This window comes from Lactobacillus kullabergensis, assembly GCF_003151025.1.
Lineage (GTDB): Bacteria > Bacillota > Bacilli > Lactobacillales > Lactobacillaceae > Lactobacillus > Lactobacillus kullabergensis.
On the sequence record NZ_CP029477.1, the window covers coordinates 1930689 to 1943323 of the forward strand.

Annotated in this window: 12 protein-coding genes and 1 pseudogene; 7 read left to right on the plus strand and 6 right to left on the minus strand. The window is 34.2% G+C overall.

All coding sequences use genetic code 11. The features are described from left to right. Positions 1-195: 195 nt before the first annotated feature. The 4 genes from DKL58_RS09075 to DKL58_RS09090 form a co-directional block, all read right to left on the minus strand. Positions 196-639, minus strand: a complete 444-nt coding sequence (locus DKL58_RS09075) for an ASCH domain-containing protein (RefSeq protein ID WP_109586908.1) — start codon at positions 637-639, stop codon at positions 196-198. After that, positions 639-1031, minus strand: a complete 393-nt coding sequence (locus tag DKL58_RS09080; RefSeq protein ID WP_420812271.1) for a cytidine deaminase family protein — start codon at positions 1029-1031, stop codon at positions 639-641. The genes DKL58_RS09075 and DKL58_RS09080 overlap by 1 nt, the downstream gene beginning before the upstream one ends. Before the next feature lie 45 nt (positions 1032-1076). Beyond that, positions 1077-1562: a GNAT family N-acetyltransferase gene (locus DKL58_RS09085; protein ID WP_109586910.1), complete on the minus strand. Its 486-nt coding sequence runs from the start codon at positions 1560-1562 to the stop codon at positions 1077-1079. Between the two features lie 144 nt (positions 1563-1706). Next, complete coding sequence (locus tag DKL58_RS09090) at positions 1707-2594, minus strand: SDR family oxidoreductase (RefSeq protein WP_046332814.1); 888 nt, start codon at positions 2592-2594, stop codon at positions 1707-1709. Positions 2595-2755: 161 nt separating this feature from the next. On the opposite strand from DKL58_RS09090, the gene DKL58_RS09095 reads away from it, so the two are divergent. From DKL58_RS09095 to DKL58_RS09120, 6 genes and pseudogenes are all read left to right on the plus strand, one after another. Beyond that, complete coding sequence (locus DKL58_RS09095; protein WP_109586911.1) at positions 2756-3121, plus strand: DUF805 domain-containing protein; 366 nt, start codon at positions 2756-2758, stop codon at positions 3119-3121. Positions 3122-3626: 505 nt separating this feature from the next. Beyond that, positions 3627-4257: pseudogene (locus tag DKL58_RS09100) on the plus strand (NAD(P)H-binding protein). A gap of 137 nt (positions 4258-4394) precedes the next feature. After that, the gene (locus tag DKL58_RS09545) at positions 4395-4556 is read left to right on the plus strand and encodes a hypothetical protein (RefSeq protein WP_162542359.1); all 162 of its coding nucleotides are present in this window, start codon (positions 4395-4397) and stop codon (positions 4554-4556) included. A gap of 1178 nt (positions 4557-5734) precedes the next feature. Further along, positions 5735-7000: a M20/M25/M40 family metallo-hydrolase gene (locus tag DKL58_RS09110; protein WP_109586912.1), complete on the plus strand. Its 1266-nt coding sequence runs from the start codon at positions 5735-5737 to the stop codon at positions 6998-7000. Position 7001: 1 nt separating this feature from the next. Beyond that, positions 7002-7820 (plus strand): DUF3100 domain-containing protein, encoded by an 819-nt coding sequence (locus DKL58_RS09115; protein ID WP_034978475.1) that lies wholly within the window; start codon positions 7002-7004, stop codon positions 7818-7820. Next, positions 7813-8298: a hypothetical protein gene (locus DKL58_RS09120; protein WP_045928807.1), complete on the plus strand. Its 486-nt coding sequence runs from the start codon at positions 7813-7815 to the stop codon at positions 8296-8298. The genes DKL58_RS09115 and DKL58_RS09120 overlap by 8 nt, the downstream gene beginning before the upstream one ends. A gap of 536 nt (positions 8299-8834) precedes the next feature. Here DKL58_RS09120 and DKL58_RS09125 read toward each other — a convergent pair. Both DKL58_RS09125 and DKL58_RS09130 read right to left on the minus strand, forming a co-directional pair. Further along, entirely contained in the window at positions 8835-10001 is a 1167-nt protein-coding gene (locus DKL58_RS09125) for a MalY/PatB family protein (protein ID WP_109586913.1), read from the minus strand. A gap of 5 nt (positions 10002-10006) precedes the next feature. Then, a complete protein-coding gene (locus DKL58_RS09130; RefSeq protein WP_109586914.1) occupies positions 10007-10897 on the minus strand; it encodes a DUF3737 family protein in 891 nt (296 codons plus the stop codon). A 272-nt stretch (positions 10898-11169) separates the two neighbouring features. On the opposite strand from DKL58_RS09130, the gene DKL58_RS09135 reads away from it, so the two are divergent. After that, complete coding sequence (locus tag DKL58_RS09135; RefSeq protein WP_109586915.1) at positions 11170-12633, plus strand: glycoside hydrolase family 1 protein; 1464 nt, start codon at positions 11170-11172, stop codon at positions 12631-12633. Positions 12634-12635 lie beyond the last annotated feature (2 nt).

Below are 12635 nucleotides of genomic sequence, written 5' to 3' on the forward strand. Positions count from 1 at the left end.
TGAAATTAAAGCGCCACCTTAATAGAGAACAATACTAATTTCTGATTATCGGCAAAAATGCATGATAAAAGCATTGGTTATCAAACTTTTTTGCTTACTAATAAAACCAGAAATTAATTCTCCATTTTTTGCATTACCTTCATTTCCTAAATTGTTTCAACTATATCATATTTATTTAATTTTTCAACAGACAAATTATTCAACTTTTTCAAAAATCTCACATACCATTGGTGCCTGCGGATAAAATTTTTGACCATTGGCTTTAAATTCTTCTTCAAAGAATTGATCATGAACTTTGCGCCAGTACTGATAACTACGGTCTCCTTCACCTTCATGATAAGCATGCTCTGCAGAAATTTGATTATACGGAATAATTTCTACAACTTTATCTTGGACAACACAGACGGGTTTACCTTGACCATCGAGAATTATGTTCCAATCGCCAACTTTAGGCATATCTTCATCACCCGGTACATATTCCGAAGTTGTGGCAGTTTTGATTCCCTTGTCAACTAGTTCAGCCAATTCTTCTGCATCTTCTTTATTAGAACCAAAAGCCCAGGCATCAACTTTAGTAGCAATAGCCAAATTGTGCTTAAGACAAAAGTTATACCAGAATTGTTTTACTTTTTCGTCCATTATAACCACCATTCTGGAGTCAGTTCACCAATTGTAGCGACCTTCCCTCTTTCATAATCCAGCATCACTTCAACATTTTGGTAATCTTTTTCCATTAGTTGAACAATAAACTCGCGGCAAGCTCCACACGGCGCACCATTTTTACCATCTGCCATTAGTGCTAAAATCCGGCTAATTCTGGTTTCACCATTGGTAATCATATTAAAAAGAGCACTGCATTCTGCACAAACACCTAATCCGCAAGCTGTGTCAACGCAAACTCCCGTATAAATTTTTCCTGATTCAGCTAGAACAGCAGTAGCGACACCACCAGCTTCCATATGAGGACCAATAGCAGTGAACCCTTGCACTTTTTTCGCTGCTTCAGACATTTTTCGCCATGTTTTGTCCATTATTTTCACCTGCAATTCTTTCATCAAATATCTATAAAGCTTAACTCAAATTGTCTTTGACATGATATCAAATTTATAGATGCCACCATTTGAATGTACCATTTCAGTATTTCTTTTGACATAGCCAGCTCTTTGGTAGACCTTAATTGCACGCAAATTAAAGTCAGCAACGGATAAAACAATTACTTTATAGTCATAGTTATCTTTGACAAAATTTTCAATGACAGTTATAAATTCGCTGCCTAGACCATGACCAGTCAATTTGGGAGCCAATCCTAATCCTATTTCAACTTGCTCTTCTCTTTGGTCATTTTGATCAAGACAAAAGAAAGCAACTAAGTTGTCATCATTATCCAAAACCTGAAAGTAGTTATTTTTACGCATTTTGGGAGAAATTATTTCATCATAATCTTCTTGATCATTTTTCATATCGTAAAAAGCATATTGTCCGTCGTAATGCCACTCATCTGCGATAATCCTGGCATTTTTTTGCGACAGTAGTGCTATTTTTTGAAAAATACTTTTATTCATTTCTTCACCCCTATTCTTTGGATATTAAATACTAATTAATTATTTAATATACTGAAGCCCTATCCAAAAAGCAAATTTTGCATAAAAAATCCGCTTTTGCATACACGGAAGCAAAAACGGAAATTAAATTTTATTTATTATTCCTTAATTAATAGCTGGTCCACCTGTGGCACCATATACTTGGCCTGTCACATAACTTGCCAAGTTTGAAGCCAAGAAAATATAAACATGAGCTATTTCATCAGGTTGTCCTGCGCGTTTCAACAGTACTTGCTGACCAAATGTAGCAAGAGCATCGGTTGGCTGACCACCACAAACTTGCAGAGGTGTCCAAACCGGACCAGGAGCAACGCTGTTAACGCGAATTCCTTTAGGAGCAAGGCTTTGAGCCAAATTAATAGAAAAGCTGACAATTGCTGCTTTTGTAGCAGCATAATCAAGCAATATTGGTGATGGACTGAACCCTTCTAAAGAAGTCGAGGTCAAAATTACACTGCCTGGTTTCATATGCGGTACAGCCGCTTTAGCCATTTCAAACATTGAGATGATATTAACTTCAAAAGTATCGTGAACTTGATCCATTGATAAATTCTCTATGCCATCAACATTTTGTTGGATAGCTGCGTTCATTACCAATAATTCTAAGCTGCCCAATTCTTTGACAGCTTTTTCAACAACTTTTGTTGCTTCGCCGCGTTTACGGAAATCAGCTGGCAGCAAAACTGCTTTACGTCCAGCCTTTTTAATCAATTCAGCTGTATCTTTAGCATCAGATTCTTCTTCTGGCAGATACTGAATGGCGACATCGGCTCCTTCTTTAGCAAAGCCAATTGCTACAGAACGACCAATACCGGAATCACCTCCAGTGATAAGGGCATGACGACCTTTTAATAAGCCGTGGCCTTCATAGTCATTCATGTCTCCAGCAGGTACTGGATCCATTTTACTTTGCAGTCCAGGATATTCTTGTGATTGCTTAGGAAAATCATCATGATGATAACGTTTTAACGGGTCTGATAATTTATTGTCCATTTGTACTTTCTCCCTTCAATAAATTCAATTTCAAGATACCGCTTTTATAATAATAAAACAAAAATATTGCTTATTAATGCACAAAAAATACATTATCTTTGCTCTATTACTTTCTTTGTTCTATGATGAATTTATGAGCTATAAACAGGAGGAAAAATTCAATGCTTAAATCTTATAAAAAATTCTGGCAGAATATCTTTAATTTTTCTGGTACTGCTAATCGGTCTGAATATTGGTGGCCAGTAATTATTAACTGGGTATTAGCTTTTGTTTTAATGCATTTAGTTGAAGGTCTATTAGGCCATTCAATTAATGATATTTATAATTGGGGCGACTGGAGTATTAAGACTAGTTCTCTCATTATTTCCTTCGTTGTCTGGATTGCAATGCTATCTTTGCGTTTTCGCCGTTTGCATGATACCAATCGCTCTGGCTGGTGGGTTCTAATTATGATAGTACCAATCATTGGAGATATTTGGTTTATTATCTTAATGCTGCTGCCGTCAAAAGCAAATAATTATGATTAAAATAATGTTAATCTTTTGTTTCAAACCTGCCCAAACTACTCTGTTTAAACTTAAATAATATAAATTATGTGTAATAATGTACCTTTAGTGCAGTTATTGCACTTTTTCTTTTCCAGCCAATATTTTCGCTAATCACTTTTTGTTTCTGTTTTAAAAACATTTCCTTGCGCTGCTCAACTGTATCAATACCATTCTCTGCTAGTTAAAGATACTTTTTAATTTCCTTAAGTGGCATTCCCGTTTTTCTTAGATAAATAATCGTACTAAATCGCTATCAGCTCATTTGGTTCAAATTCTCGAATTTCATTTTCGTCAGGTTTAACAAATTTTAATAAACCAATTTTTTCATTAGTATCTCCTTTTTAGCAACTTCACCAAGATAGGGTAGAGCACTTATTTTTTATATTTCACTTTCAACTAAACTAAACGACATTTATTAAAAAATTTGACTTAGAGTTGCTCGAACCCACTATACTGAACATTAATTACAAAAAGGGGTGTAATTATGAATTTCTTAATTTTAGCGGCTAATGGTCAAATAGCTCGAATTGTTGAAAACCGCATACTTTCTTAAAATAATTACCAAGATATCAATTTAACACTGGGTTTGCGTAATCCAAATTGCTTAGGTTCATTGGAATCCAAAGCCCAAATTATGGAAGTTGATTTAAATAACAACCATACTGTCAATAAAGCTATGTATAAACAAGATAAGGTTTTCGTAGTCGTTGTAGATCATACTATGGATAATGTCATCACTAAAAATGTAATCGAAGCAATGAAAGATAACCAAGTTTCACGTGTAATTTTTGCTAACATTCTGGGTATACGGTGAATTTGGCCGGTGGAATCACCAATTTGTTATGCCGGGACTACAGGCTGCCATTAGCTCGGATAAACTTTTAGCAAGATCTGGCTTGCATTATACTACTTTACGTTTACCCTGGCTCAACGATCGTAATGAAATCAAATATTCTATTACTACTCATAATGAACCCTATATTGGTGTTTCAGGTTCACGCAAAAGCATTGCAGACGTAATTTTAAAAATTGTGCGCAATCCTGAATTATATGATAATGATAGCATTGGAATTGCCGATCCAGATACACAGGGAAAAGATCGGCCTGTTTACTAAAGAATTAGTATAAATGAAAGCAGGAGCATTTATTAAACTAAGCAGAGTGATTTAAAAGAATGTCCTATGCCCAAACTTTAACCAGAAAATGATGCAATTTTAAAAGTTGTTCGTTCCTCTGTATACGAATCTGATTTATGGTGATTCTGTGGTATATCAAAATTTCTGCAAATTCAACTACGAAGCATGAAACATTGAGCATTGTTGAAAAAGTGGGCAAAAATATTGTTGATATTCAGCTGGAGTCTTTATTATTGCATCATTTACACATGGTCGTGGTCAATGTTCAAACTGTTTAGCAGGATTCGATGGTAATTGTCTCAATAAAGGTCATTTAGAAATAGCGATTATCAGTCAGACTATTTTTAATTTTCATTACGCTAACTGGGTATTACTCAAAATATCGAGGAAGCGTCCATATTAAAATTATGTTTCACATGAAACAAGAATTGACTAGCGTGCATTAATCCAACGATAAAAGTCTGTATTATTTGTAATTCTTTAACTGATATATTTTTATCTTTTCAGCAAACAAGTAGCTGACGATTACTAAGTCTAACCGCATTTATAAACAAAACTTTTGCCACTATCTACTGAAAAACCAATTCAGTCAAATGATAATATGTAATTTAGTAATTGTTTTTATTATAAAAGCATTTCAATTATTAACTTTAATTTGTATATTAGCTTGATCTGATAGCAGCTTTTTCAATATTTATAATATACATTATCTTAATCGTATATAAAATATTGATATAATTATCATAAGATAAATAATATTTATATTAAATTAATCACTTGTCTATGATTAAAATTTTTATATAATTTAAAAGGTACCGGTACAAAAATTAAAAAGCAAAGGAATGATTAATTTAAAATTAATAAAATGACAATCTCAGAAGTGACTGCCTTAGCTTTAAGTCCAGTTGCAATTTTTATATTTTAAAAATAGAGTGTAATTATGGAAACAAATAAACAAAAACTAACAGCAAATCAAAAAAGATCAAGAAGTAAGCCCAAACACTTTAAACTTTATCAGTTTTTGGCAAACTTTTTCTCCATAATGATAAGCAGCATTTTGGTTGAAAAATTTTTACCGAATTGTTCGCCATTTTGGGCTAGTGGTAGAAATCTTCTGATATTTTTAATTTGTATTGCAATATATTTTATATTTTTTACTTTTACAGATAAAGCTCTTAACTATTTCTGTTTTAAAAACAACTTTTAAACTATAATTTCGGGTGCAGATAAATCATCAAAATGTGATTTATCTGCTTTTTTAGTAATTTCAATAATTTATTTTTTCTTTTCGTCCAAATATTAATACCTACCTTCTAGTAACATATTTTGCTAGAAAAAATATAAAATACGAACTTTAATAATACAACCCAATCTTCTTGTTCTTGCATAGTTTTTAATTTTATTTTATTCTTATTATTGTCACATTCGATAATAAGAAAGCAAAAGTGAGGATCTAATGTCAAGTTTTCTAAAATATTACGCTAAACTATCTGAAATTGCTGATTTTTTACTTCATAATCCAGAACTTGGTTATAAAGAATTTAAAACATCTAGCAAGATTGAAGCTGAAATTAACAAAATTAGTCCCGAGTTAAAAGTCGAACATTATCTCAATACAGGTTTAAAAGTAACGTTAACTAATGGTAGCCAAAAAACCATTGGAATTATTGCTGAAATGGATTCACTCTATCAGCCTAATCACAAAGTAGCAGATACGAGTACTGGTGCTGCTCAAGCTTGTGGTCATTACACACAAATCACTACCGCACTAGCAATTATGAATGAAATAATTACCAATCACCGGCTTGAAGATTTTGGTGCTAATCTAGCATTTATTTTCACTCCATCCGAAGAATTTGTTGATCTTGCTTGGAGAAAACAGCAAAAAGAAGCAGGAAAAATAGATTACTTTGGTGGCAAACAAGAGGCTATTAAACTCGGCATTTTTGACGATATTGACTATTGTGTTTCAGTTCATGCGATAGGCGAAGATTTTGATGAACGAACTATCGAAATTAATTGTGATCTCGCGGGCTTTAATTTTGAATATTTTGATTTTTATGGCAAGGCCAGTCATGCGGCTTTCGCCCCAGATGCAGGTATTAATGCTCAAAGCATAGCAACATTATTTAATATCGCTTTAGCCCTGCAGCGTCAGCAAATTAAGGATCCCAATCGTATAAGATTTAATCCCGTAATTGTTGGTGAAAATCATGAATCAATTAACGTAATTCCTGATCACATTAAGATGGGGACAGACTTAAGATTTTTTGACATAGACAATGCTCAAAAATTAATGAACCGTTTTAAGCAAGCAGCAGAAGGCTGTGCAGCAGCACTTGGCGGCTCAGTTAGGTCCGAAAGGCAAGTTGGCTACTTACCTTTGATCTCCAGTAAAAGTATGAGCGCTATTGTGAAAGATGTCTTCTCTGCAGATGAAAAAATTCCCGGTTTAATCGAAAATCGGGGCTACACAATGGCGGCAGGTGATATTGGGGATGTCAGTTTCTTAATACCAACCATCCAAATCGGTTATGGTGGTTGGAACGGAACTATTCATGGTGATGACTTTACCCTAGTTGATCCTGAGTTTGTTCTAGCAATTTTTCCTGAATTTGTCTTTAACAGTATTCTTAAGATTTCAAATAACTTAGATCAGGTAAAAACCTATAAGAAAACAAAAGAAGAATATTTAACTGAATTAGAAAAGATGGCAAAATAAAATGAAATATTTAAAAGCATACGGCCCGCTAATCATTTTAGTGTTGTTAATAGATACAGTTTCTGAAATGATTAGTACCCAAGTATTTAAAATCGGCAAAATTGAAATCTCTATCTTACCTCTAGTATTTGCGGTAATTATTGCTATTTTAGTTTATTTAATCCCGGCAAAGCCTATTAAAAAACTTTACAATGATAAACGGGTAAAATTTGCCGGTAAATACATGATTCTTATCATGTTGCCTTTAATGGCACGTTATGGAGCGAATGTGGCCCCTAAAATCAACGAAATTATTTCTGTTGGTTGGGTTTTTCTAGTCCACGAATTAGGTAATTTAGGCACGATTATCTTCGGTTTACCTGTGGCACTATTACTTGGCTTAAGAGAAGAAGCTATAGGTTCAACGTTAGGCTTAGGCCGTGAAGGTGAACTAGCATATATTAGTGAAAAATACACGCTAAATTCACCTGAGGGTCGTGGCGTACTCGGAATTTATTTAATTGGTACCATTTTTGGTTCAATTATCTTTTCAATCCTTGCTCCACTTCTTCTAGGGATGGGCTTTAACTATAAAGCTGTTGCAATGAGTGCTGGTGTTGGTTCTAGTTCAATGATGACTGCAGCTTCATCGTCTTTAGCAGCTTTGGTACCAAAACACAGTGACACTATTTTGTCCTTTGCCGCGGCCAGTCAGTTACTAACTAGTTTTATTGGCACTTATATCATGTACTTCCTGGCAGTGCCTCTGCAAAGATTCATGTACACACACATCACCAGCCTACTAGACAAAAAGAAAGAAGTTTATCCAGATCATGACTAAAGAAAACAATTTATATGAATTATTTAAAGATGCTGTCATTCTTTTACTTAGTGTTAGCTTAGTATTATTTGTTCAATGGGTTAAATTAATTAGAAATCCCAAAAGCACACCAATTACTACTGACACATTCATTGGTTTAGGTATGTTATGGCTTTTTTCGCTATTAGGCATAGTTATTAGTATGCTGATGAAAAAAGTACCTTGGAAAATCATTCAGGGCTTTCCTATTCTAGGTTGGGTTTCAATTGTTTCTTTAATTTTTTGTTTGCTTAGTCCCTACTGCGTTCGCGTTATCAATGCTGTAGACTTTTTGTCACTAACAACCTCTGTTCTAGCATTTGCTGGAATATCAGTTACCCACCGTTTGAAAGAACTGACTAAAATATCCTGGAAGATTTTAATCGTCGCAATTTTTGTTTTCTTTGGTATGTACTTTATGGACACCTTAATCTCACAAATTGCCCTTAATCTTAGTTAAAAGTATTTTTTGAAAAGCTAAAAGTCGCCATAACTGCAATTAGTTTAAGCGGCTTTTTCTTTGTGCACATATATATTTTTATAAAAATTGAAAGACTAGCTATACACAGTCAATTTGAAAGGCACAACTGCAGTAACTTAGAAACTAGGCCTGATTAACTACTTTTTTAGTTTTGTTGGCATTATATTCAATTTTAAAAACACCAGTAATTTACTTCAATATAAGCTGGTTAATTCATATCTGCATAGACTGAGTTTGAGGATATATTTTATACCTGAACAGTAAATCCTTTTAACCGATTTATCCAGGTATTAACCAATTTGGCAATATTTCCCGGGAAATACTACATGATTGCCTACTTTAACTATTTAGCTCGTTACTTTTCCAGTTTCACATGAAACAATATGATTTTTAGAAACATATAGTTTTAACATCTGTAAGGATTAAAAAATACTATAAATATTTTTGATACGCTTAAAATTTTTAGGCAATAAAAAACAACTATGATAATTACCATAGTTGTCTTTTTAAAGCTCTCAAGCCAAATATTCTGTCAGTCCCGCCTTTAATCGTTCTAAGCCATCTTTGACCATGGTTAAGGGACAAGCAAGATTCATACGCAAAAAGTCGTGACCATTTCCACGATAAATGCTTCCCGGTGACAAAACCAGACCAGTTGTTTTTTCTAAGTATTCCGCTAATTTTTGCGAGTCGCTACTAATTTGACTTACATCAAGCCAAATTAAGTATGTTGCTGCGCCTGTAACTACTTTGACTTGCGGAAGATTCTTATTGATGAACTCTTCAGCATAAGTGAAATTAACATTTAGCTGCTTAATCAACGCCTTTAGCCAATTGTGACCATGTTCATATGCTGCAATTGTTCCAGGTATAGCTAGCAAATTTGGTTCAGCTACCTCATCGCTATTAAGACCGCGATTAACCATAGCGCGCAAATTACTATTTGGTACAATCGCTGTTGCTGCGTGTAGTGCAGCAACGTTAAAAGTTTTACTAGGTGAAACTAATGAAACAACGTTTTCGCGTGCAGGATTATTCACTGAAAAAGCTGGGGTATAGTCTGGGCCCTTGCGCACCAAGTCGCCATGAATTTCATCAGATAAAAGAACTACATGATGCTGATAGCATAAATCTGCAATTCTTTGCACTTCTTTTTGAGTCCATACCTTACCAATAGGATTATGCGGATTACAAAAAATCATTAGTGTTGTCAAAGGTAAAGCTAATTTCTGTTCGAGATCATCCCAGTTGATTGCATAATTTTCACCATCAAATTGCAAGTCATTGGATAAAACATGTCGACCATTATTTTCAATTGAATTGTAGAAAACATTATATACGGGAGCTTGGACTAAAACGTTATCGCCAATGTGGGAAACCCGCCGTACAATTGAAGAAATTGCGGGTACTACCCCAGTAGTAAAAATCAGCCATTCCTGCTGAGGCCGATGACCATGTTCTTTTTCGTACCAGTCCGCCACTGCTTTAAAATAGTCATCTTCAGGCCACTCGTAGCCAAAAACACCGAGATCAACTTTCCTTTTCATTGCAGCAATAATTTCCGGTGCTGTTTTAAAATCCATATCAGCGATTGACATCGGCAAATCGCCCTTTTTGACATGCCATTTGACTGAATCTGTATTGCTTCTATCCGGTGCATTAATAAAATCATATTTATTCATGATATTTAGTCCTTCGGTTTCTGGTTTTCATCTGAATGATTAACTTTTGTATCAATTTTAGCACAGTCAATTTCAGTTTCACTAGGAGTAATTTTTTGGGGATCCAAAATTAATTTACCGATTGCAGGAGCATAAATTTTACCAGAAATGGGATTTTTCACACTGTCAATTTTGCTTGAAACCGTAGCATTAATATTAGAAACGTATTCAAAGGCTAAATCCGTGTGAATTAAGCTGGTATTTTTCAATTCCAGATGGTCGATATAATTAAGCCCCTGGTCGCTTTCAATTTTACAATTGATAAATTTGATATTTTGTCCGTTCCACGCCAAATATTCACCATCTATTATTGAATCATACACAGTAACATTTTCACAGTTCCAAAAGGCATCTTTAGAAATAAAAGTGGAATGATGTACTTCAACATTTTGGGCACCATCAAAAGCATAATTACCAATAATACTAACGTGATCAAGATAGATGTTTTGACTGTCTTTACCAAAATAGTCACCGTTAACTTGGCTATTGGTAATCCTAATATCTTTACAGGTCCACATTGTTTCTGCAGCATTAGCAAAATGAACATGATCTAGGACTATTTTTTCTGCTCTTCTAAATAATTTTGGAGCCTGCAAAGCCGAATTTTTAACAGCAATATTTTTGGTATACCAAATACCACTGCGAGCCATAGTTTCAAATACAGTATTATCCACATTAATGTCCTTGTCGTACCATAATGGATACTTCCATTTAAAGATAGAATCCTTGATATCAATTTTGCTGGCTTCCTTAAGCGGCGACTCACCTTCACCAAAAGTTATTCCTTCCAGCTGTGAATCTTTTAGTCCAAAAAGAATTCTTTCACCTTCAAAAAAATGATTTTTGATAATATTCATTCCGATCTCTTTCCTCTTTTGTATTATTAATAGAAAAAACCTATTCTTTATTATCCTCTGAAAACCTTTCAACTTAAAATGCTATTTGATTAGGTCTTTTTATTACAAATAGTTATAGCAAGTTTATCGCTAGCTGCATATTTATTTTAGCATTCGCCTAAAAACTCATTGTATATTTTTAAGCTATATGATAAGGTTATTAAATAATTATTACGTTTATTATTAAATTCAAATCAAATACTATTGCTATCTATGTAGAAAGGCCATCTAATATGGAAGACATTAACTATAGTAAAAATTACCTACTTGGAGGAGCAATTGCGTGTTCTCAAGCAGATGGAGGCTTTCAAGAAGGAGGCAAAGAAATTTCTACGCAAGATTTACGCTACCTAGATCCTAGCTGGACACCAGAGCAAATTGAAGATAAGCACCAAAATAATCCTTTTTCACAAGAAGAATTTGATCAAGCTTTAAAAGATCAGGGAACAAAATATTATCCCCTCAGAAGAGGTATTGATTTTTACCATCATTATAAAGAAGATATAAAAATGCTGGCAGAAGTGGGATTGCAAATTTTTCGTACTTCAATTTGTTGGTCAAGAATCTTTCCTAATGGTGATGACCAAGAACCAAATGAAGAAGGAATCAAATATTATCGTGATATGTTTACTGAGTGTAAAAAATACGGCATAAAAGTTTTTGCCACAATGATTCACTATGACATCCCCGTTAATTTGGTCATAAAATACGGTGGCTGGAAAAACAGAAAAATTATTTCATTTTTCGAAAAATATGTAACTGTTTTATATAAAAGATTAGGTGATTTGGTAGATTACTGGTTGCCGTTCAATGAAATAAACGCTGCTAAGTTTTCCCCTTGGGATGGAGTTTGCTTAATACCTGGTACAGAAAAGAATATGGATCAGGAGATTTTCCAATGCCTACATCACCAGTTTTTATGTAGTGCAAGAGCAGTGCAACTAGGACGCGAGCTTGTGCCCGGAAAACTAATTGGCGGTATGATTGCCCGTTTCACTACTTACCCAGCTACTTCAAAGCCGGAAGACAATTTGCAAGCCATCCAAGATGACCAGTATTCAAATTGGTTTTACTTAGACGTTTTAGCAAGGGGCTATTATCCAGAATACATGAAACGTTATTTTGATAAAATCAACGTTCACATTCACTTTGAGCCCGGTGATAAAGAATTATTAAAAGACGGAACTGTAGGCTTTGTTTCCTTCTCATACTACTTTTCACAAGTATCTACCAATGATGATAATTGGGAACAAACTGCTGGCAATCTGATTATGACTAAGAAAAACCCTTATTTAAAGGAATCCGAATGGGGTTGGCAAATCGATCCTATTGGCCTAAGGTTCACTCTTAACCAAATATATGATCGCTATCACCTACCAATTATTGTTGCAGAAAATGGTATTGGTGCTCATGACGAATTGACTTCAGATCACAAAATACACGACGATTACCGCATCGCATATCTTAGTGCCCATATAGATCAATTAGATGAAGCTGTAAAAGATGGCGTAAATTTAATTGCTTACACCATGTGGGGCATAATCGATATTGTTTCTTGCGGTCCGTTAACCATGGATAAACGATACGGTGTAATCTATGTTGATTTAGATAATGGCGGTAAAGGCACAGGAAAAAGATACAAAAAGGACTCACTTTACTGGTATAAGAACAAGATTAAAGAACATATCAACAATTAATC

Coding starts and splice junctions, on each gene's coding strand:
- DKL58_RS09075 (WP_109586908.1), bottom strand. CDS start 639: ATGGACGAAAAAGTAAAACAATTCTGGTATAACTTTTGTCTTAAGCAC.
- DKL58_RS09080 (WP_420812271.1), bottom strand. CDS start 1,031: ATGGACAAAACATGGCGAAAAATGTCTGAAGCAGCGAAAAAAGTGCAA.
- DKL58_RS09085 (WP_109586910.1), bottom strand. CDS start 1,562: ATGAATAAAAGTATTTTTCAAAAAATAGCACTACTGTCGCAAAAAAAT.
- DKL58_RS09090 (WP_046332814.1), bottom strand. CDS start 2,594: ATGGACAATAAATTATCAGACCCGTTAAAACGTTATCATCATGATGAT.
- DKL58_RS09095 (WP_109586911.1), top strand. CDS start 2,756: ATGCTTAAATCTTATAAAAAATTCTGGCAGAATATCTTTAATTTTTCT.
- DKL58_RS09545 (WP_162542359.1), top strand. CDS start 4,395: ATGGTGATTCTGTGGTATATCAAAATTTCTGCAAATTCAACTACGAAG.
- DKL58_RS09110 (WP_109586912.1), top strand. CDS start 5,735: ATGTCAAGTTTTCTAAAATATTACGCTAAACTATCTGAAATTGCTGAT.
- DKL58_RS09115 (WP_034978475.1), top strand. CDS start 7,002: ATGAAATATTTAAAAGCATACGGCCCGCTAATCATTTTAGTGTTGTTA.
- DKL58_RS09120 (WP_045928807.1), top strand. CDS start 7,813: ATGACTAAAGAAAACAATTTATATGAATTATTTAAAGATGCTGTCATT.
- DKL58_RS09125 (WP_109586913.1), bottom strand. CDS start 10,001: ATGAATAAATATGATTTTATTAATGCACCGGATAGAAGCAATACAGAT.
- DKL58_RS09130 (WP_109586914.1), bottom strand. CDS start 10,897: ATGAATATTATCAAAAATCATTTTTTTGAAGGTGAAAGAATTCTTTTT.
- DKL58_RS09135 (WP_109586915.1), top strand. CDS start 11,170: ATGGAAGACATTAACTATAGTAAAAATTACCTACTTGGAGGAGCAATT.